The sequence below is a fragment of the Kitasatospora sp. NPDC033851 genome (assembly GCF_055576085.1).
Map to the genome: position 1 here is coordinate 37,611 of NZ_JBVIRL010000012.1, position 20,085 is coordinate 57,695.

Consider the following 20,085-nt stretch of genomic DNA (forward strand, 5'->3'; position numbering starts at 1 on the left):
GGCGGGGGAAGCGTGTTCGGCGGCGGCGGTGAAGGTTGTCGGCCGGTGCTGGTCGCCGGGTGCCCCGCCCGCCGGGCCCGGGGCACGCGCGGGTCAGTGCGGCTGGTGGGCGGCCGCCTGCTTGATCGCCTCGCGGATGCGCGGGTAGGTGCCGCAGCGGCAGACGTTCTGGATCTGGTCGATGTCCGCGTCCGTCGGGTTGGGCGTGCGGCGCAGCAGCGCGACGGCCGCCATGATCTGCCCGGGCTGGCAGAAGCCGCACTGGGCGACGTCGCAGGAGAGCCAGGCCTCCTGGACGGGGTGCAGGGTCTCGCCGTCGGCGAGGCCCTCGATGGTGGTGACGGTGTGGCCCGCGCAGTCCTTGACGGACCGGGTGCAGGGCTGGAACTCCTGGCCGTCGAGGTGGCTGGTGCAGGCGCGGCAGACGCCCACCCCGCAGCCGTACTTGGGGCCGGTGACACCGAGTTTGTCGCGCAGCACCCAGAGCAGCGGCATGTCGTCCGGGGCCTCGACGGTGACGGGCTGCCCGTTGAGGACGAAGGTGTGGGTGGGCATGGGGAGTCGGGATCCTCGGCTCTTGAAGGTCGTCGGCTGGTTCAGAAGTTGATGGGGAAGGTGCGCGGGCTGGTGCCGGTCGCGCGGGCGTAGGCGTTGGCGACCGCGGCGCAGGCCGCCGGGACGCCCAACTCGCCGGCGCCGCCCGGCGGTCCGCTCGGCGGCATCAGGTGGATCTCGACCACCGGCGGGGTGTGCCGCTGCCGGGCGTAGTGGAAGTCGCCGTAACTTCCTTCCCGGAACGCGCCGTTGTCGAGGTGGTTGCCGGCCTGGAGGATCACCGAGATGCCGTCGACCAGCGCGCCGGTCAACTGGGCCTCCAGACCGGTGGGGTTGATGACCCGGCCGACGTCGGCGGCGACCACCGCCTTGGTGACCCGGGGGTTGACGCGGTCGGTGGCGTCCAGTTCGACCAGGTACGCGGCGATGCCGCCGTTGTCGTCGTGGTAGCCGATGCCCTGGGCCTGGCCGGGGGGCATCGGGCGGCCCCAGTTCCCCTTCGCGGCGACGGTGTCCAGGACGGCCTGTCCGGCGTGGCTGCGCAGCCGGGCGCGGCGGAAGGCGACCTCGTCCTGGCCCATCCGACGAGCCAGTTCGTCCATCACGATCTCGTCGGAGACCCGGACGGTGCCCGAGTAGACCGAGCGCCAGCTGCCGGTGTGCAGGTCCAGTGGGACCTCGGCGAGCAGCTGGGTGGGGATGCCGACGTTGTACGGGTTCTTCTCGGTGAGCAGGAAGAACAGCTCGGAGGTGGTGAGCCCGGCCAGCGGGAGGTTGTAGCCGGCGGCGGTGAGGGCGTCGCCGAGGCCGTGGCCGAAGTCGGTCTGCACACTGGCGGCGCGGTGCTCCCAGCTGAGCACGTGGTCGAGTCCGTAGACGGCCCGGATCCGGTGGTGGCTGGCCGGGCGCATCCGGCCGTGCCGCATGTCGTCGTTGCGGGTCCACATCAGCTTGACCGGGCGGCCGGCGGCCTTGGAGATCCGGGCGGCCTCCAGGGCGGCGTCGAAGAACAGCCGCCGGCCGAACGAGCCGCCGCCGCGCACCACGTGGACGGTGACGGCGTCCTGCGGCAGGCCGAGTTCGGCGGCGATGGTGTGCTGGGCGACGATCGGGCTCTGCGCGGCGAACCACAGCTCGGCCCGGTTCGGCCGGACGTCGGCGACGGCGGTGAGCACCTCCATCGGGGCGTGGTTGACGAAGGCGAAGTCGAACTCCGCGTCCAGGTGCTGGGCGAGCAGCGGCGGGGGGAGGAAGGGCAGGTGGGCGGCGCGCAGCCGCTCCCTGACGTCGTCGGTGGACAGCCCCGCGACCGGGCCCGGGTTCCAGGTGGTGCGCAGCGCGTCGCGGGCCTTGAGTGCCTGGTCGAAGGTCTCGGCGAGGACGGCGACGCCGCTCGGGATCTGCACCACGCCCAGCACCCCCGGCATGGCGCGGGCGGCGGAGGCGTCCAGGGACCTGAGGGTGCCGTTGACGGTGGTGGGGCGGGCGACCACCGTCGGTACGGCGCCCGGGATCTGCAGGTCCCCGGTGTACTTGGCGCGGCCGGTGACGATGTCGCGGGCGTCGATCCGGCCGGTCGGCCTGCCGACCAGCCGCAGCTGGTCGGCGGCCTTGGGGAGGGCGGGGACGGCGGGCGTGGCGATCGCGGCGGCGTCGGCGGCGAGTCCGCCGTAGCCGAGCCGGCGGCCGTCGGGGGCGAGGACGGCGGAGTCGGCGGTGCGCAGCGTGGTCGCGGGAACGTTCCAGCGCCTGGCGGCGGCGGTCACCAGCCGGGCGCGGGCGGCGGCGGCCGCGCCGCGCACCGGGTCGTACAGCGAGCGGATGGAGTTGGAGCCGCCGGTCAGCTGGTTGAAGAGCAGTTCGGGGCGGCCGTCGGAGAGCGGCACGTCCACGTCGGTGAGCCGGGCGTCGAGCTCCTCGGCGACCAGCATCGCGATCGCGGTGGTCAGGCCCTGGCCGACCTCCAGCCGGGGCAGGTACAGCGCGGCGCGTCCGGCGGGGGTGACTTCGAGGACCAGCAGGTGCGAGGTCGGCAGTCCGGCGAGGATCATCGCGTCGCCGAGGTCGACGATGTCCGGGATGCCGGGCAGGCCGAGCAACTGCGGGGGCGCGGCGGCGTCCCGGGCGGCCTCGGCGGCGTGGACGGCCTGTCCGCTGCCCGGGGTGGCGGCCTGCGCGGTGGCGGGGGCGGCGGCGTCGAGGCCGAGGCGGGCGGCGACGGTGAGGGTGGGCGCGGCCAGCAGGTAGGTGAGGAAGCGGCGGCGACCGGCGGGCTCGGCCTCGGCGGGTGCGGCTCCGGCAGTCCGTGCTCCGGCAGTCCGTGCTCCGGTGGCCTCGGTGGCCCGGCCCCGGCGGCGGAGGGTGCGGGGGTGTCCGGCGTCGCCCGGGTGGCCGGTGGAGTCCGAGGGGGCGATGGAGGTGCTGATGGGAGGGGCCCTTCGAGCCGGAGACGGCACCGGATCGGGCGGGCACGGGGCCCCGGCCCCGGTGCCGGATCGCGAACGCCGTTGAGCATAAAAGGGCGCTACTGACGGGTCAACACGGTCAAAGTTGGCCCCTGGACTGGCTGATGGGGCTTTTGCAGCGTTCGGCGGGAGCGGATTCGGAGCGGGTACGGACGGCGCTTCGGCGGCGGGGGCGAGGCCCGCCTGAGACGCTCCCAAATCGCCCGGAGAGCCCAACGAGCCGCTGTCGTACGAGGGTTCAGCGCTCGGTCGGCGGTGCGGAGACGGACGGAAGTGGCCCAGGGAATCCCTTGATCACTGGACCTGTCGGATGGGCCAGTTTCTGCCTAGGGTGGGTGGCGAACCGTCGCTGACGGTTGTGAACTCCCGGCTCGCGCGCCGCTCGCCGTCCCGGTGCTGTCGCCCGTCCGTGGGCGGCCACCCACGGACGGGCGAACGGTGACGGTCCGTGACCAGTGAAGGAGAGACGTGCCGACCGACAGAGCCGCCCGGTGGGGCAGCCTCCTTCCGCCCGCCGGCCCCCAGCGGACCCTGGCCGCAGCCCAGTTGGCGAGCGCGGTGGGCGACGGCGCGTACTACACCTGCTCCGCGCTCTACTTCACCCGCGTCGTCGGCATGTCACCGACCGCCCTCGGACTCGGCCTCGCGGTCGGCTGGGCGCTAGGCTCCGTCGCGGGCGTCCCACTCGGCCACCTCGCCGACCGGCGCGGCCCGCGCCGCACGGCGGTGGCGCTCGGACTCGCGGCCGCGGCCGTGGTCGCCGCCTTCCTGGTGATCCGCTCCTACCCGCTGTTCCTCCTCGCGGTCTGCCTCTACGCCACCACGCAGTCCGGGCTGACCGCGGCCCGGCAGGCGCTGGTCGCCGGCCTGGTGCCACCCGGCGAACGGACCGGCCTGCTCGCCCACCTGCAGTCAACCCTCAACGGGGGACTGGCCGTCGGCGCGGCCGTCGGCGGCATCGCGCTGAGCGTCGGCACCCGCGCCGCGTACCTGAGCGCCTTCGTCCTCACCACGGTCGGCCTCCTGATCGGCGCCCTGCTCCTGCGGCGACTGCCCGAAGTCCCGCCCGCCGCCGAGGAGTCCGGCACCGGACCGCGGCTGGCCGTGCTGCGCGACCGGCGGTACGCCGCCGTCACCTTGCTCAACGCCATCCTGCTGCTGCGGATGCCGCTGCTCAGCCTGATCATCCCGCTCTGGATCGCCCAGCGCGCCGCCGCGATCGGCTGGCTCGGCTCGGCGCTGTTCGTGCTCAACACCCTGGCGGTGCTGGTCTTCCAGGTCCGGGCGGCGCGCGACGTCACCGGGCTGGACACGGCCGCGCGGGCGGTCCGTTCCGCCGGGGTGCTGCTGCTCGGCTGCTGCGTCGTCTTCGGACTGTCCGCGCTGGACGTGCCGGTGTGGGCGGTCGGCGCCCTGCTGGTCGCCGCGTCCGTACTGCAGGTGGCGGGCGAGATGCGGCAGTCGGCGGGCTCCTGGCAGATCGGCTTCGACCTCGCCCCGCCCGACCGGATCGGCCAGTACCAGGGCTTCTTCGGCACCGGCGTCGCCGTCGCCCGCACCCTCGGGCCGCTGCTGCTCACCACCCTCCTGCTGGACGGAGGCCTGGCGGGCTGGCTGGTCCTGGGCGGGGTGTTCCTCGTCGCGGGGTACGCGATGGGGCCGGTCGCCCGCTGGGCGGAGCGCGACCGAGGCCAGATGGCGTCATCCGCGTCACCGGCGTCGCGGGTCGTGGCGGGCACCACGGCGGACGGGTCGTAGCAGCGCGACGGACAGGGCATAACGGAGCGTAGCGGCGCGGGGCCGCCCGGAAACCGGTGGCCCCCGCCCGCCACCCACTGGCATGCTGGCCGCGTGGACAGACCCCAGATCTGGCTCGACTTCGCCCCCGAGCTGCACCTCTTCGTCTCCGCGCCCCGGCGGGCCGGCCGGACCGAGCTGCGCACCGACGGCACCTCCACCCTCGGCCACGTCGTCGAGTCCCTGGGCGTCCCGCTCACCGAGGTCGGCGCCCTGCTGGTGGACGGCCGGACCGTCCCCGACGCGCACGTCCCGGCCGACGGCGAGCACATCACCGTCCGGGCCGTGACCAGGCCGCAGCCCTCGCCCACCCCGCCCCGCTTCCTGCTCGACGTCCACCTCGGCACCCTTACCCGTCGGCTGCGCCTGCTCGGCGTGGACGCCGCGTACGAGAACCCCGACATCGGCGACGCCGCGCTGGCCGCCCGCTCCGCCGCCGAACAGCGCGTCCTGCTCTCCCGCGACCGCGGCCTGCTGCGCCGCCGCGAACTGTGGGCCGGCGCCTACGTCTACAGCCACCGCCCCGCCGAGCAACTGCGCGACGTGCTCTCCCGCTTCGCGCCGCCGCTCGCCCCCTGGAGCCGCTGCACCACCTGCAACGGCACACTGCGCACCGCCACCAAGACCTCGGTGCGCGAGCAGCTGCGGGACGGCACCGAACGCTCCTACGACGCCTTCGCCCAGTGCACCGAATGCGGCCAGGCCTACTGGCGCGGCGCCCACCACGCCCGACTGGAGGCGATCGTCGCCGAGGCGGTGCGCGACTACGGGAACGACCAGGGCCATCTCGGGGTCGTCTCCGGGTAGTTCACCCTGGCGGGCGGCCGCGCGGCCGTGGTCCCATCGGCGACGGGGGCGAGACCACGCTACTCGTTCGCACGAGAGAGGCCAGGTCGTCGGATGAGCGATCAGACAGCACGGCAACACTTCCGCACCGCGGACGGCGAGGGCCGGCCGGACAGAAGGCCCCGGGAACGGGGAGGCGACCGCCCGATGAGGCGCGCCACGCTGCGCCGCCCGCTCGCGACGCTGGTCGCGGCTGCGACCGCTGCCGTGCTCGGGGTCGGGGTCGGGGTCGTCCCGGCAGCCGCCGCGCCCCTTGCCGGGCCCGCCGTTGAGCCCGCGGCAGGGCCCGTCACCGGGCCCGTCCTGCCGCATCTGCAGTCGCGCTACGTGACCATGCCCGACGGAGTCCGCCTCGCCGTCGACATCTACCTGCCCGAGGGCACCCGGGCCGGCGCCGACCTCCCCACCGTCCTGGTCACCCAGCGCTACTGGCGGGCCAAGGTCCAGGCCGGCCGGCCCGGCGGCGCCGGCGGTGAGGCCGAGCAGTGGACCGACCACGGCTACGCCTACGTCATCGCCGACCTGCGCGGCACCGGCGCCTCCTTCGGCACCCTCACCTCCGAACTCGGCGCCGACGCCATCGCCGACAGCGGCACCCTCAGCGACTGGATCGCCGCCCAGCCCTGGTCCAACGGCCGGGTCGGCACCACCGGCATCTCCTACAGCGGCGACACCGCGATGCTCGCCACCGCCCTCGGCAACCACCACATCACCGCCGCCGCGCCGATCTCCTACGACTTCGACCCGTACGAGGACCTGGTGCGCCCCGGCGGCGCGCTCATCGAACCCCGGCTCGCCCCGTACGCCCTCCTGCTGCGCATCCTCGACCAAGCCGGCGGCACCACCTGCGAGACCGACGAACAGACCCGGCAACTCTGCGCGCGCACCGGCCTCACCGGCCTCCAACCCCGCCCCGTCGACGGCCCCGACGGACCGGCCCTGCTCGCCGCCGCCCGCGCCGAGCACGCCGGCAACGCCAACCTGGTCGACATGGCGACGTCCGGCGTCCACCGCGACTACCAGGACGGCCCGAAGAGCTGGACGGTCGGCAGCGTCGGCGACAAGACCGACGCCGTCCGGACGGGCAAAATCCCCATCCTCACCAGGGCCGGCTGGCTCGACGCGGGCACCGCCAACGGCGTGCTCTCCCAGTTCGCCGGCCTCTCCAACACCCAGGACGACTGGATCGGCCCCTGGAACCACGGCGCCGGCTGGCTCGCCGACCCGTTCCAGCCCGCCCGTCCGCTCACCAGGCAGGAGCACGACCAACTCGACCAGCGCACCTACGACTTCTTCGAACGCTACGTGCGGGCCGACGCCCGCCCCGACGGCCGACGACAGGTGCACTACTACACCTTCAACGAGGACGTCTGGCGCACCACCACCCGCTGGCCGGTGCCCGGCACCCGCACCCAGTCGTTCTACCTCGCGGCCGGCAACACGCTCGGCCGCCGCCCGGAGGACCGCCGCACCGGCACCGACCCGCTGCGCCTCGACCCGACCGCCGGCACCGGCCCGCTGGACCGCTGGAACACCAACCTCAGCGGCGCCGAGGTCAGTTACCCCGACCGCGCCGCCGTCGACGCCAAGCTGCTCAGCTACACCACGGCGCCGCTGACCGCCGACACCCGGGTCACCGGGAACGGGAAGGTCACCCTCGACGTGACCGGCCTGGCCGGCTCGGCCCGGGGCGCCCTGCACGTGTACCTGGAGGACGTCGGACCGGACGGCCGGGTGACCTACCTGACGGAAGGCCAACTGGCGCTGACCGAAAGGGCAGTGGCCGACCGGGACGACAACCCCGACTGGCGCCGGCTGCGCACCCCGCGCACCTATGCGGCGGCGGACGCCGAGGACTTCCCGCAGGGGCACGCCCAGCGCGTCACCATCGACCTGCAGCCGGTCTCCGTACTCTTCCGGGCCGGCGAGCGGATCCGGCTCACCGTGGCCGCCGCCAACCCCGACTCCTTCCAACTGCTCCCGGCCGACGGACAGGCCTCCTACCGGATCGGCTGGGGCGGCGACCGGGCATCGGTGCTGGACCTGCCGGTCGTGCGCTGACACGTGACCCGGGGTCGGGGCGGTCGGCTCAGGGCCGGTGGGGCGGGTGCAGTGCGAGGTGCCAGGTGTGGGTGGTGTACGAGCCCATGCGGGTCGGGTGGCGTTCGACCAGGGTGGCGTCGAGGCGGTCGGCGGTGCGGCGCAGCGAGCCGGTGAAGCGGTGCTGCCGGTCGGGGGCCAGCGGGTGCAGCTCGGCGAGGACGGTGTCGTCCAGGTCGCGGCCGACGGCGCGCAGCGTCCCCGCGTCGAGCACCAGGAGGGTGCCGTCGGGCAGCACCAGCGGCTCGGGGGCCTGCGGGTCGGCGAGCAGCGGGCCGCGCTCGATCAGTCCGCCGGGCAGCAGCCGCACCACCCGGCTCCCGGTCGGGCGGCGGCGGTCCGTCTCGACGACGCGCAGGCCGCTGCCGACGACGTAGTGGCCGTAGCTGCGCCAGGAGTCGACCAGGGCGCCGTCGCGGTCGTACGCCCGGGTGTCGAAGGCGTCGTAGCCCTCCAGGCCGAGGACGAAGCGGCCGCCGCCGAGGGCCGCCGCGCGCTCGCCGCGCAGTTCGGCGACGGGGGTGCCGTCGGCGAGGTCCAGCAGGAGGGCGGGGCCGAGGTGGCCCCAGGCGGTGTAGTCGAACGAGTCGGTGGTGACCAGCACCCGGCCGGAGGAGATGTGGGCCGCGTTCGGTCGCCCCGGGCAGGGCTGCCGCCAGCGGACCCGGCCGGTGGCGTCGACGCAGCTGAGTTCGCCGTCGCGGCCGTGCACCGCCAGTCCGTCCCGCCGGGCCAGCGGCCCTTCCGGGCGTCCCTGCGGCCGCCCGCCCTTCCTGCGATGGTGATCCGTGACCGTGACCCGCCAGCTCCCCATGGCCGGGATGGTAGTGGGTTCCGCCGAACGGCGGAGGCGGTTTCGGAGGGTGCCCGAACGGCCGACAATTCCTCCGGGAGCCCGGGGACTTTCCCCAGGAGCCGAGGAGGAGGCCGCGGTGGAGTTCGAGGTGATGATCGAGATCCCGCAGGGGTCGCGGAACAAGTACGTGATGGACTTCGTGGCGGGCCGGATCCGCCTCGACCGCACCCTGTTCACGGCCACCCGCTACCCCGCGGACTACGGCTATGTCGAGGGCACCCTCGGCGGCGACGGTGAGCCGCTGGACGCCCTGGTGCTCGGCCGGGAGCCGGCCGTCCCGGGCTGTGTGCTGACCTGCCGGGCGGTGGGCATGTGGGTGATGCGCGACGAGCGCGGGCCCGACCAGAAGGTGCTCTGCGTCCCGGCCCGGGACCCGCGCTACGCGGCCTTGCAGGACATCGGTGACCTGCCGGAGTTCGACCTGCTGGAGATCACCCACTTCTTCCGGGTGTACAAGGACCTGGAGCGCGGCAAGTCCGTCGAGGGTTCGCACTGGGCGGACCGCGAGGCCGCCCACGCGGAGATCGCCGCGTCGCGGGCCCGGGCCGTGGGGACGTGCTTCGCCGACCCGGTGTGAGGGACGTGCGGGAGCGTGGTGGGGGCGCACCGTCGGGCGTCGACCCGCCCCCTGCCGCCGCGGCTGGGACTCGGAGGCGGCCGCTCAGAGGCGGGCGCTGCTGAGGATGGCGCGGACCTGGTCGGCGATCGCGGCCTCGTTCTGTTCGAACTCCGGTGCGGTGAGGCGGTTCCGGTCGGTGGGGAGGCCGGTCAGGACCGGGGTGTGGAGGTGGCCGCCGGGGAGGTCGGGGGCGAGGTCGAGACGGAGGCGGTTGGAGCGGTAGGCGACTTCGTTGGAGAGGTAGCCGCCGCCGCCTCCGGCGACCGCGCGGGAGTCGGGGGTGGGGCCGTCGGCACGGACGACGGGGTCGGTGGCGCCTGCGGGGATCTCGGTGACGGGGGTGTTGAGCAGGACGGGGTAGGGCTGCTGGACGGCCGTCATGGCGTCGGTGGGCAGGGTGGTGTGGATGAACTGGGGTCCGTCGGCCAGGCCGGGGGCGTCGACCGGGTGCCGCGTGGTGCCGCCGGAGAGCGCGCCGAGGTTGTCGGTGGCGGGGTCGGCGGAGCGGGCGCGTCCGGCCCAGGCCTCCAGGGTGAACATGCCGGGGTAGCCCTGGCTGATGCTGGTGATCAGGTCGGCGGACTGCGGGCCGGGCACCAGGTGCGGGCCGAAGGCGCGTTCCACGATCCCTTCGTCGAAGTCGCCGTAGCGCACCGGCAGGACGACGGCCCGCACCTCGGCGGTGCTGCCGTCGGCGAGGGTGATCCGCCGCCCGTTCAGTTGCAGGACGGCCGAGCCGGAGGGGTTGGCGCGACGCGGCTCGGTGTCCAGACCGTACGGGTCGAAGCCGCTGACGAAGATGCGGCGGAGGTCGGGCGCGGTGCTGAAGCCGTCGTCCAGGCCGCGTGAGGCGTCCTCGAAGCGGGCCCGGAGCCCGGCCTGGTCGACGGTGAACCCGGGCTGCCAGCGCGACAGTTGGACGGTCATGGCGAGCCGGGTCCAGTACAGCGGGCGGTCGTCGCGGGCGGGCAGTTCACCGCTCGGCCGCCGGCCCTGGGCGCGGTCGACGCCGGCCTGCCAGAGCGCCCGGCCCCAGGCATCGACCACCCGCTCGGCGCGGTGGGCGTTGCGGGCGGCGCACAGGGCGGCGGGGAAGCCCCGGAGCAGGTCGTTCAGGCCGGACCGCTCGGTGAAGGCGGCGGTGCGGGCGTCCTGGAGGCGGGCCTGCTCGGCGTCCGGCGACGCCGTCGCGGCGGTGCGGCAGCCGCCGGGGTCGGCGTGGGCGGCGGCCGGGGCCAGTAGGGCGGCGAGCGTTCCGGTGAGGGCGGCGGCCAGTCCGGCGGTACGGCGAAGGAATGTCATGTCACCTGACAATAGGTCCGGACCTGATGCCCCGCCAGAGTGCCGCCGAGCGGCCCGTAGGCTGGGCCGGTGACAGCGCCCGACCTCACCCTCACCTCCCTGATCGCCGACCCGTACGGCGGCTACGACCGGCTGCGCGCCGACGCCCCCGTCCACCGGGTCGTCGGCCCGGACGGCCTGCCCTTCTGGCTGGTGACCCGCTACCCGGACGTGCGCCGGGCCCTCGCCGACCCCCGGCTCGCCCTCGACAGGGCGCACGCCGCCCCCGGCAACTACCGCGGCTTCGCGCTGCCGCCCGCGCTGGACGCCAACCTGCTCAACATGGACCCGCCGGACCACACCCGGATCCGCCGCCTGGTCTCCCAGGCCTTCACCCCGCGCCGGATCGCCGCCCTGCGCGCCCCGATCGAGAAGGTCGCCGAGCAGCTCCTGGACGCCATGGCCCCGGCGGGCCGCGCCGACCTGCTCGCCGCGTACGCCGCACCGCTGCCGATCACCGTCATCTGCGACCTGCTCGGCGTCCCCGAGGACGACCGGCACGACTTCCGCGCCTGGACCGACACCCTCATCACCCCCGACCCCGAGCACCCCGAGGCCGCCCGCGCCGCCGTCAAGGCGATGCTCGGCTTCTTCACCGGACTGATCGAGCACAAGCGCACCGAACCCGGCGACGACCTGCTCTCCGACCTGATCGCCGTCCGCGACGAGCAGGAGGACGAGCGCGGTGACCGGCGCGGCGAGGGCGACGGCGCCGACCGGCTCTGCGACGGCGCCGACCGGATCGGGGAGGCCGGTGACCGGCTCAGCGAGGACGAACTGACCTCGCTCGCCTTCCTCATCCTCTTCGCCGGCTACGAGAACACCGTCCACCTCATCGCCAACGCCGTCCTCGCCCTGCTCACCCACCCCGAGCAGCTCGCCGCCCTGCGCGCCGAACCGGAACTGATCGACGCCGCCGTCGAGGAACTCGCCCGCTTCGACGGCCCCGCCCCGCTCGCCATCCGCCGCTTCCCGCGCGAGGACGTCACCATCGGCGGCGTCACCGTCCCGGCGGGGGAGACCGTGCTGCTCGCCCTCGGCTCCGCCAACCGCGACCCCGAGCAGTTCACCGACCCCGACCGGCTCGACCTGCACCGCCGCGAGAACGGCCACCTCGCCCTCGGCCACGGCATCCACTACTGCCTCGGCGCGCCGCTGGCCCGGATGGAGACCGCCATCGCGCTGACCGCCCTGCTGCGCCGCTTCCCCGACCTCGCCCTGGACGCGCCGGTCGAGCAGCTGCGCCACCGACCCACCCTGCGGGCCCGTGGCCTGCGGGAACTGCCCGTGCGGTACTGAGCCCGGCCGCTTCGGCACTGACGCGATCCTGACGACGCGGCCGGGAACCAGCGCGAGATCTACAGCGTTGTCGTGGTCGAACAGCGGTACTCGTACGGTCGTGGAGGAAGTCCCATGAGTGTGGCCCTGACGAAGGGCGGCAACGTCTCCCTGGGCACGCAGGCCCCCGGGCTGCTGGTAGTCCGGGTCGGCCTCGGCTGGACGGCGGGGGCCGGGTACGACCTGGACGCCAGCGCACTGCTGTGCGGGGCGGACGGGAAGGTCGGCGCGGACCGGAACTTCGTCTTCTTCAACAACCTGCGCAGCCCGGACGGCTCGGTCCGCCACCACGGCGGCTCGGGCGGCTCGGGCGGCTCGGGCGGCTCGGGCAGCTCCGGCAGCTCCGGCAGCGGAGCCGACCGCGAACAGATCGAGGTCCGGCTCGCGGAGGTCTCCCCCTTCGTGGAGAAGATCGTCTTCGCGGTGGCGATCTACGACGCGGCGCAGCGACGCCAGAGCTTCGGGCAGGTCCGCGGCGCGTACATCCGGATCACCGACCCGGACGGCGGCGCCGAGGTGGCCCGCTACGACGTGGCGCCCGAGGCGGGCAGCGAGACGGCGATGGTGTTCGGCGAGCTGTACCGGCACGGCGCCGACTGGAAGTTCCGGGCGGTCGGGCAGGGGTACGCCGCCGGGCTCGCGGGCATCGCCACGGACTTCGGCGTGGACGTCCTGCAGCCCGCGGCGGCTCCGACCCCGGCTGCCGCTGCCCCGGCTCCGGTGAAGCCCGCCGTGCCGTCCGCGCCGCCCGCGCCGGTGGTTCCCGCCGCCGTGCCCCCCGTACCGCAGACCCAGCCAGTAGCAGGGAGTTCCCCCGTGACGTGCTTCTTCGACCCCTCGCACGGCGCCGGCACGACGGCGGTGCTGTGGTCGCCGCAGTGGGGCGTGCCCCGCCAGATCGAGACCTGCGTCGCCTGCGCCCAGCGGGTGCAGACCACTGTCCCGCCGTTCTACACCCCGCAGCAGGGCTACCCGCAGCCCGTCCAGCAGCAGGGGTACCCGCAGGTGCCCGGCCAGCAGGCGCAGGGCGGCGGCCGGCGCTTCGGCACCGGTGCGCTGATCGGCGCCGGCGCGGCGGGTCTGGTCGGCGGCGCGCTGCTCAACGAGGCGTTCGACGACGACGGGCCCGAGGTCGTCGTCAACAACTACTACGAGGACGACGGCCTCTTCTGAGCCGTCAGGCCACAGCTGCGGAAGGGCCGTCGGGGGTTACCCCGGCGGCCCGTGCTGTCCAGGACGGTGTGACGACGCCATTCAAGCACGTCCAGATCTACGACCCGAACGGCCGGGAGCACGGCTGCGGCGTGGGCGGCCGACTCGCTGCCCGGGCTGATCGGCGCGCTGGCCCTGCTGACCCGCTTCGATGACCGGATCCGCAACGGCGACGCGAAGGCCGCGCTGGACGAGTTCGTCGCGCTGCTGGATGAGTTGGGGCAGGGGCCGGACGATTCCGATCTCTGGGGCGACCCGGTGGAGAACCTGCGGGAGGAGTACGAGGACCAGGACGAGGACTGACCTCTCCTCCGTCGACGGCGGCCGCACAACGCACCTGCGCTGTGCGGCCGTTCGCATGTCCGGACGGTTCGTGGGGCCGGGCCTTCGGCGGGGCCGGCCGCGCCGCAATGACGTCGAGCGCACGATCAATCGCCCGAAGCACTTCCGCGCCGTCGACGCGCTACGACAAGCGCGCCTACATCGTCCGCGGGACTGTCGGCGTTGTTTCGATCCGGCTCTGGCTCCGTGGACAGATCAATTATCCCAAGGGCCGGACGGGTCTGTCACCGTCCTCTGGAAGGAAATTTTGGGGTGATTTGCACACCTAGGGTTGCGGATGACCGGCGAGAACCTCGATCTGACTTGGAGTTGGGATGGCATCCGACGTTGCCGTAGTGGCCAGGGAGCTCACCGACATGGCGGCGGCAGATCACCGGGCCGCGCGCCACGCGAACAGTGCTGCCCCGGCGGAGCAGTTGGCGTGGCGCCGCTTGACCGCGCAGCACGCGGACCGTCTCAGCGAGATCATGGACGCGCACGGATGGCCGACCGCGGAACTGGTCGGTGAGGACGCGGCCCGGGCCGCGTGGCTGATCGCGCAACACGCCGACCGACAGCTCGACGTCCAGCGGCGCGCGCTGCGGCTGATGGAGCAGGCGGTGGCCAACGGCGCCGCCAGCTCGCGAGATCTTGCCTTCCTGCGGGATCGCACCCTTGTGAACGAAGGTCGGAAGCAGATCTACGGCACACAGATCGCCGGGGTAGAGGACGCCTCGCCTGTCCCGTGGCCCTGTGAGGATCCCGAGCGCATGGACGAGCGCCGCGCGGAAGTTGGCATCCCGCCGTTCGACGAGTACGTCGCTCAGTTCTCGCAGGCCTGACTCATCCGGGTGCCGGCGGATCACGCTCACGCCTGATCCGCCGGACGGACCCTAGCGGCGGTGCCAGGCGGCGAGCAGGTCGGCCTCCTGTTCGGGTGTCAGGGTCTCCGGCAGCGGCTCGAAGGGCGGGATGTCCCGGGCCGTGTCGGCCACCGGGCGGGGTGTGAGGCCGGTGGCGAGGGCCGCGGCCGGGTCGGCGGTGTTGGTGGCCCGGAGCTGCGGGTTGCGGGGCCAGAGCGGGAGTGCGCGGTCGGGGATGCCGGCTGCGCGCAGGAAGTCCTCGGCCACCCAGGTGAGGGTGGTGCCGGCCGGGGCGACCGCCGAGGCGACGGCGTCGAGCAGGTCGCCGAAGGTGAACGGCGGTGGAGCGGCGGCGTGGTAGGTGCCGGAGGCGTTCCGTTCCAGCAGTGCGAGCATCCAGGCGGCGAGGTCCCGGGCGTCGACGACCTGGATCGGCGCGTCGGGCCGGCCCGGTGCCAGGACCTCGCCGCCCCGGGTGAGGCGCTGCACCCAGTAGTCGAAGCGGTGGGTGTAGTCGTGGGGGCCGATCACGTACGTGGGGCGCACCAGCAGCGTCTCCGGGCCGAACGCCTGCCGGGCCGCGCGTTCGCACTGGACCTTGAGGACGCCGTAGGTCTCGCCGGTGATCGTGTCGGGCTCCGGGCCGTCGGCGGGGCGCAGCGGGGAGTCCTCGGTGTAGGCGGGGGCGGCCGGGGTGTCGTACACCGCCATGGACGAGACGAGGAGGTAGCGTCCGGCGGCGCCGGGGTCGAGGGCGGCGGCCAAGTCCCGGATCTGGCGCGGGTAGTAGGCGCTGACGTCGACGGTGGCGTCCCAGCTGCGGCCGCGCAGCACGGACAGGTCGGCGTCGCGGTCGGCGATCAGGTGGGTGGCGTGGGGGAGCAGGTGGGCGCCGGACCTGCCCCGGTGCAGCACCGTGACGTCGTGCCCGGCGGCGAGGGCGGCCTCGGCGAGGTGGCGGCCGACGAACCTGGTGCCGCCCATGATCAGTATGCGCATCGGTCCATCGTGCCAGAGCGGGTTTCGGCCGCACCGGGGCGGCCGTGATGGTGCGGAAGTTGCCCGTGGGGTGCGCGAGTTGGGGCATGGTGTGTGCAGGCGCGGCAGGTCCTGTGTTCGATTGTCGACAGGTGCATGCGGCGCCCGGGAGTGGCGCCGGGGCTCCGGGAGCGCCTTCTCCGCAGGTCAGCGCTCCGGTATCGAAAGGGAAGCGGGTTGGTGCGACGGCCGTCGAAACGCCTGATACCTCGTCAAAGTTCCTTGTTTTCCTGCGAACTTCCGTGAGGCCGCTTTAAGCTCCCGTTAACAATGGCGGCTTTCCGCCACTCACGAGCTCCCTCGCGAGGTCGGGCGGCAGGCCCCCACTGGTGATGCCCAACGTGATGATGCTCAACTTGACGATGAGAGCAGGGATGACGACGACAAGTGAACGACCAGCCGGTGCCGCGCGCGGCCCGGACCGGTGGCGACCGGGTGGGATCGGCCGTCGAACCGCAGGCGGCGCGGTGGCACTCGCCGTCGCGATCGGCGCCTGCTCGCTGGCGGTGGCCCCGTCGGCGTTTCCGCAGACCGGCGACGGCACGGTCACGGTCCGGGTGATCCGGGCCGTCGACACCAGCGGGGTGTGGACGCCCGTGCTGGAGCCGGGCATGGCGGGCGTGAAGGTGACGCTCACCGACGACTCCGGTGCCGGCATCGAGGGCACCACGGCAGCCGACGGCACGGTGACGCTCGCACCGGCCGCGAGCAAGGCGACCGGTGGCAAGTACCGCGTGCAGGTGGTGAATCCGAAGCCGGGCGTGCTCTTCCCGGCCTTCGCCTCACGCCAGGGACTGACGGGCGCGCCCAACCAGCTCAGCTCCAACGAGGAGTTCGTCGACCTCACCGGCGGCAAGAAGGCGGAACTCACCACCGGGCTGTGGAACCCGGGCGACTACTGCCAGAAGAACGCGCCGCTGGTGTCGACCTGTCAGCCGGCCACCCGGGAGGGCGGGGCCCAGCACACGCTGGTGTCCTACCCGTACAGCTCCCGGGGCGTGGCCGGCACCGACGTGACCGTGACCGACCTGGCCACGGCCGAACAGACCGGCAACCTCTACGGCATCGCCTGGAACCGGGCCGACCGGCGGGTGTTCTCCTCGGCCCAGGCCAAGCGGAGCACGAGTTACGGCCCGGGTGGCCCCGGCGCGATCTACGTGACCGACCCGGCGCAGAAGAAGACCACGCTGTTCGCCACCGTCCCGGACGCGGGCACCACTCCGCACGGCCCGGGCAACGACGACGCCTTCCTGGCCGCGGTGGGCAAGGAGAGCCTCGGCGCCATCAAGGTCACCGACGACGGCAAGGACCTGTTCGTCGTCAACCTCAACGACCGCAAGCTCTACCGCTACGACGCCACCGCGCCGACGGCGGCCGAGCCGAAGGCCGCCTACCCGATCCCCGACCCGGGCTGCCCGGCGGCCGGGGACTGGCGTCCGTACGGCCTCGGCCTCCAGGACGGCACCGGCTTCCTCGGCGGCGTCTGCTCGGGCGAGTCCACCGGCAAGGCCTCGGACCTGCGCGCCGTGGTGCTGCCGTTCGACCCGGCCACCGGCGCGTTCAAGAAGGCCGTGCTGGACCAGCCGCTCGACTACCCGCGCGGCGCCACGGTCGGCGGGACGTGCCCCGGCACCGCCTGGTTCCCGTGGCAGGACACCTACCCGGCCACCCAGAACGGCCAGGCCTGCACCAGCTACATGGCCAACCCCGAGCCGGAGTTGGCCGAGATCGCGTTCGAGACCGACGGCTCGATGCTGATCGCCTTCCGGGACCGCTTCGGCGACCAGTCGGCGGCCGGACCGACGGCCGGCACGATGGCCACCGTCCTGTCCGGCGGTGACCTCAACAAGGCCTGCCCGGTGAACGGCATGTACGTGCTGGACACCAACAAGGGCTGCGGAATCACGACCCGGGGCACCCGGGTCTTCGACAACAACCGCCTCGGCCACAACAACGCCGCGAATGCCGGGATGGCGTTCTCGAAGGTCGAGAACTCCATCGCGACCTCGGGCTACGACAGCAACGGCATGGCCTTCGGCTACGGCACCGCCTTCGTCCAGCGCGACGGCAAGGCCGACGGCGGCGTGCGGCTCAACCCCGTCGGGCCGGTCCCGCCGTTCGGCAAGGGCGCCGCGATGGGCGACCTCGAAGTCCTCTGCGACCAGGCGCCGCTGCAGATCGGCAACCGGGTCTGGTACGACCCCGAGCGCAGCGGCCTCCAACTGCCGGGCCAGCGCCCGGTGCCTGGGGCCACCGTCCACCTGTACGACGAGTCGGGGAAGCTCGTCGGCACCACCAAGACGACCACCCGCGGCGAGTACTACTTCGACGACAGCAACGTCGACGGCGGCCTCAAGCCGAGGACCAAGTACACGATCAAGCTGGACAACCCGGCGGACTACGCCAAGGACGGCCCCCTCTTCCAGTGGGTGCCGACCGAACACGACGTCGGCGACAACCGCTTCGTCGACTCCGACGGTGTCGTCCCGTCCGGCGGGAAGTATCCGGAACGGGCACTGACCACCGGCGGACCGGGCGAGAACGACCACAGCTTCGACTTCGGCTTCCGCCGGCAGGAGGGCGCGCTGCGCCTGGTCAAGCACGACCAGGACGGCAAACCGCTGGCCGGCGCCACGTTCCAGCTGTGGCACGAGACCAACGGGACGGACGGGCTGCAGTCGACCGGCGACAAGCCCGACGCCAAGGTCGGTGCGCCCTGTACGACCGGTGCCGACGGCCTCTGCCAGGGCACCGGGCTGCCGGGGTCGTACTACTGGCAGGAGCTGAGCCCGCCCGCGGGCTACGCCGCGCCGGAGATCACGGTCTTCGGGCCGCTGGTGCTGACCTCGGCGAACCTCGATGCCGGCGTGGAGGTGACGGCCGTCAACAAGCTGATCCCCACGCCGACGCCGACACCCACCCCGACACCCACCCCGACCGAGACGCCGACGCCGACTCCGACCCCGGAGCCGACGACGGCGGCTCCGGTACCGCCTGCCCCGCCGGGCCCCGCACCCGGGCACCTGCCCAACACCGGCGCGGGCGAGGGGATGCCGATCGCCCTGACCAGCGCGGCGGCACTGATCGCCTTCGGCACGGCACTGGTGCTGGTGGTCCGTAGGCGCAAGGCCGCCCAGCGCGGCCAGCACGGCTGACACCCAGGAGCCCGAGGCGGGGAGACCCGCGCCGGGCCCGATCGGGCGGGTTCGCGGACCGATGGTCCCCGGACCCGCCCGACTGTCGTGACCGACCGAGGAGAAAGAGCACCCGCATGCCCCGGAAGACGAAGGCCGACGGCCGCAGGCAGCGTCGGGCCGTCCGGCTGAGGACCCTGATCGCGATCGTGGTGTGCGGCACCGCGGCGGGTGGCCTGGTCGTCTACCGGACGGTCTCCGACGAGACCACCGAACGCCCGGTGACCACCGACGAGGCCTCCCGGCTGGCGCTCTCGCGGCTGAACCTCTACCAGGCCGGCCCGGTGGGGATGACGCTCACGGCCACCGAGGGCGGGGGCGTCACCATCCGGGTCGAGGGTGTCGTGGACTACCGCACCCACCGGGGTGTGGGCCGCTACCGGACCACCGGGGCGAGCGGGCCGCTCGACCACGGCCTGATCGTCTGGGACACCGGCGGTCTCGGGCTGGCCCCCGAGCCGGCCGGCGTCGACGACCCGCCCTGGCAGCAGGCCGAGCACGTGCCGCGGCCGGGCTGGTCACCGCGCTCCTACACCGCGGACCCCCTGGACGCCGGACTCAGCCTGGTGGTCCAGCTCGGTGCCGACCGCCCCGACAACCCGCTGCTGCTCGCCCAGTCCGGGGCGCGCTGGCTGGGCCGGGACCGCATCGACGGCCGCGGCTACGACCGCTTCGCCGGGCCGCGCGCCCAGGGCTCCGCACCCGACGGCGGACGGTCGCCGCTGACGTACTGGGTCGACGGCGACGGCACACTGCGGCGGGTGACCATGCGGATGCCGGGCCTGGGCGCGCCGACCACGGCGGAGTTCTCCGGCCACGCCGACGGCGCCAAGCTCCCCGAGGCGCCATGGCTGGCCGGCTGACGCCGCCGTGGCCGTCTCCGAGTGATCGGCCGTCCGTTCGCATGGCCGCATGGCCGTATGGCCGCATGCTCTGGGGGAGAAACACCGCAGGGAAGGAGACGCGTTGGCCCAGCGCCAGGACAGGTGGTCGGTGAACAGCCCGCCCAGCAACGGCCCGATCACCGTGGCCACGCCGAACACCGCGCCGATCGCGCCCTGGTACTTGCCGCGTTCGCGCAGCGGGATGACGTCGGCGATCAGCGCCATGGCGGTGACCATCAGGCCGCCCGCGCCGAGGCCCTGCACCGCCCGCCAGGCGATCAGCAGGGTCATGTTGGTGGCCAGCCCGCACAGGAAGGAGCCGCAGACGAAGACGATCGCCGAGGCCTGGAACAGCAGCTTGCGCCCGTACAGGTCGCCGAACTTGCCGGCCGGCACGGTGGCGACCGTCTCGGCCAGCAGATAGGCCGTCACCACCCAGGACATGTGCGCGGCCCCTCCGAGGTCCGCGACGATGGTGGGCAGCGCGGTGCCGACGATGGTCTGGTCGAGGGCGGCCAGCAGCATGCCGAGCACGATCGTGGCGAAGACGACGTTTCGCTGCCGGAGGTCCAGCACCGGCGGGGCGGACGGCGGGCTCTCGGTGGCGACGGTCATGCCGTCAGCCTCTGGGGTGCGGGCGCCGACCGCGATCCGGT

The 20,085-nt window shown here is 73.7% G+C and carries 14 protein-coding genes and 2 pseudogenes; 10 read left to right on the top strand and 6 right to left on the bottom strand.

Annotated elements, in window-relative coordinates; translation table 11 throughout:
- Positions 1 to 93 precede the first annotated feature (93 nt).
- Both ACZ51D_RS22845 and ACZ51D_RS22850 read right to left on the bottom strand, forming a co-directional pair.
- Entirely contained in the window at positions 94 to 555 is a 462-nt protein-coding gene (locus tag ACZ51D_RS22845) for a (2Fe-2S)-binding protein (RefSeq protein WP_360493692.1), read from the bottom strand.
- Between the two features lie 41 nt (positions 556 to 596).
- Positions 597 to 3,011 carry a xanthine dehydrogenase family protein molybdopterin-binding subunit gene (locus ACZ51D_RS22850; RefSeq protein ID WP_465663400.1) on the bottom strand — a complete coding sequence of 805 codons (2,415 nt, stop codon included), beginning with the start codon at positions 3,009 to 3,011 and terminating at the stop codon, positions 597 to 599.
- A 477-nt stretch (positions 3,012 to 3,488) separates the two neighbouring features.
- Here ACZ51D_RS22850 and ACZ51D_RS22855 point away from each other — a divergent pair, with 477 nt between their 5' ends.
- From ACZ51D_RS22855 to ACZ51D_RS22865, 3 genes are all read left to right on the top strand, one after another.
- Complete coding sequence (locus ACZ51D_RS22855) at positions 3,489 to 4,778, top strand: MFS transporter (RefSeq protein ID WP_465663401.1); 1,290 nt, start codon at positions 3,489 to 3,491, stop codon at positions 4,776 to 4,778.
- Positions 4,779 to 4,871: 93 nt separating this feature from the next.
- The gene (locus tag ACZ51D_RS22860) at positions 4,872 to 5,624 is read left to right on the top strand and encodes a Mut7-C RNAse domain-containing protein (RefSeq protein ID WP_360493700.1); all 753 of its coding nucleotides are present in this window, start codon (positions 4,872 to 4,874) and stop codon (positions 5,622 to 5,624) included.
- A 186-nt stretch (positions 5,625 to 5,810) separates the two neighbouring features.
- Complete coding sequence (locus tag ACZ51D_RS22865) at positions 5,811 to 7,724, top strand: CocE/NonD family hydrolase (RefSeq protein ID WP_465663402.1); 1,914 nt, start codon at positions 5,811 to 5,813, stop codon at positions 7,722 to 7,724.
- A gap of 28 nt (positions 7,725 to 7,752) precedes the next feature.
- Here ACZ51D_RS22865 and ACZ51D_RS22870 read toward each other — a convergent pair whose 3' ends face one another.
- Positions 7,753 to 8,577, bottom strand: a complete 825-nt coding sequence (locus ACZ51D_RS22870; RefSeq protein WP_465663403.1) for an outer membrane protein assembly factor BamB family protein — start codon at positions 8,575 to 8,577, stop codon at positions 7,753 to 7,755.
- 118 nt (positions 8,578 to 8,695) lie between these two features.
- Here ACZ51D_RS22870 and ACZ51D_RS22875 point away from each other — a divergent pair, with 118 nt between their 5' ends.
- Positions 8,696 to 9,196, top strand: coding sequence for an inorganic diphosphatase (locus tag ACZ51D_RS22875; protein WP_465617873.1), 501 nt, complete (start codon positions 8,696 to 8,698; stop codon positions 9,194 to 9,196).
- 84 nt (positions 9,197 to 9,280) lie between these two features.
- On the opposite strand, the gene ACZ51D_RS22880 is transcribed toward ACZ51D_RS22875, so the two are convergent.
- Positions 9,281 to 10,540, bottom strand: a complete 1,260-nt coding sequence (locus ACZ51D_RS22880; RefSeq protein WP_465617875.1) for a pyroglutamyl-peptidase I — start codon at positions 10,538 to 10,540, stop codon at positions 9,281 to 9,283.
- A gap of 69 nt (positions 10,541 to 10,609) precedes the next feature.
- On the opposite strand from ACZ51D_RS22880, the gene ACZ51D_RS22885 reads away from it, so the two are divergent.
- The 4 genes and pseudogenes from ACZ51D_RS22885 to ACZ51D_RS22900 all read left to right on the top strand — a co-directional run bounded on the left by ACZ51D_RS22885 (position 10,610) and on the right by ACZ51D_RS22900 (position 14,292).
- On the top strand, positions 10,610 to 11,878 hold the full coding sequence (locus ACZ51D_RS22885) for a cytochrome P450 family protein (RefSeq protein ID WP_465663404.1): 1,269 nt from the start codon (positions 10,610 to 10,612) through the stop codon (positions 11,876 to 11,878).
- Positions 11,879 to 11,992: 114 nt separating this feature from the next.
- Positions 11,993 to 13,090 carry a TerD family protein gene (locus ACZ51D_RS22890; RefSeq protein ID WP_465663405.1) on the top strand — a complete coding sequence of 366 codons (1,098 nt, stop codon included), beginning with the start codon at positions 11,993 to 11,995 and terminating at the stop codon, positions 13,088 to 13,090.
- 442 nt (positions 13,091 to 13,532) lie between these two features.
- Positions 13,533 to 13,659 (top strand): annotated as a pseudogene (locus tag ACZ51D_RS22895) (IS5/IS1182 family transposase); the annotation flags it as partial.
- A gap of 126 nt (positions 13,660 to 13,785) precedes the next feature.
- Positions 13,786 to 14,292 carry a DUF6624 domain-containing protein gene (locus ACZ51D_RS22900; protein ID WP_465617883.1) on the top strand — a complete coding sequence of 169 codons (507 nt, stop codon included), beginning with the start codon at positions 13,786 to 13,788 and terminating at the stop codon, positions 14,290 to 14,292.
- A 51-nt stretch (positions 14,293 to 14,343) separates the two neighbouring features.
- Here ACZ51D_RS22900 and ACZ51D_RS22905 read toward each other — a convergent pair whose 3' ends face one another.
- Complete coding sequence (locus tag ACZ51D_RS22905) at positions 14,344 to 15,312, bottom strand: NAD-dependent epimerase/dehydratase family protein (protein WP_465617885.1); 969 nt, start codon at positions 15,310 to 15,312, stop codon at positions 14,344 to 14,346.
- A gap of 506 nt (positions 15,313 to 15,818) precedes the next feature.
- On the opposite strand from ACZ51D_RS22905, the gene ACZ51D_RS22910 reads away from it, so the two are divergent.
- Positions 15,819 to 18,506, top strand: coding sequence for an SdrD B-like domain-containing protein (locus tag ACZ51D_RS22910; RefSeq protein ID WP_465663406.1), 2,688 nt, complete (start codon positions 15,819 to 15,821; stop codon positions 18,504 to 18,506).
- Between the two features lie 116 nt (positions 18,507 to 18,622).
- Positions 18,623 to 19,408 carry a hypothetical protein gene (locus ACZ51D_RS22915; protein ID WP_465663407.1) on the top strand — a complete coding sequence of 262 codons (786 nt, stop codon included), beginning with the start codon at positions 18,623 to 18,625 and terminating at the stop codon, positions 19,406 to 19,408.
- Positions 19,409 to 19,513: 105 nt separating this feature from the next.
- Here the strand turns inward: ACZ51D_RS22915 and ACZ51D_RS22920 are convergent.
- Positions 19,514 to 20,044 (bottom strand): annotated as a pseudogene (locus ACZ51D_RS22920) (MFS transporter); the annotation flags it as partial.
- Positions 20,045 to 20,085: the final 41 nt, after the last annotated feature.

Coding starts and splice junctions, on each gene's coding strand:
- ACZ51D_RS22900 (WP_465617883.1), top strand. CDS start 13,786: ATGGCATCCGACGTTGCCGTAGTGGCCAGGGAGCTCACCGACATGGCG.
- ACZ51D_RS22880 (WP_465617875.1), bottom strand. CDS start 10,540: ATGACATTCCTTCGCCGTACCGCCGGACTGGCCGCCGCCCTCACCGGA.
- ACZ51D_RS22865 (WP_465663402.1), top strand. CDS start 5,811: ATGAGGCGCGCCACGCTGCGCCGCCCGCTCGCGACGCTGGTCGCGGCT.
- ACZ51D_RS22870 (WP_465663403.1), bottom strand. CDS start 8,577: ATGGGGAGCTGGCGGGTCACGGTCACGGATCACCATCGCAGGAAGGGC.
- ACZ51D_RS22890 (WP_465663405.1), top strand. CDS start 11,993: ATGAGTGTGGCCCTGACGAAGGGCGGCAACGTCTCCCTGGGCACGCAG.
- ACZ51D_RS22905 (WP_465617885.1), bottom strand. CDS start 15,312: ATGCGCATACTGATCATGGGCGGCACCAGGTTCGTCGGCCGCCACCTC.
- ACZ51D_RS22845 (WP_360493692.1), bottom strand. CDS start 555: ATGCCCACCCACACCTTCGTCCTCAACGGGCAGCCCGTCACCGTCGAG.
- ACZ51D_RS22915 (WP_465663407.1), top strand. CDS start 18,623: ATGCCCCGGAAGACGAAGGCCGACGGCCGCAGGCAGCGTCGGGCCGTC.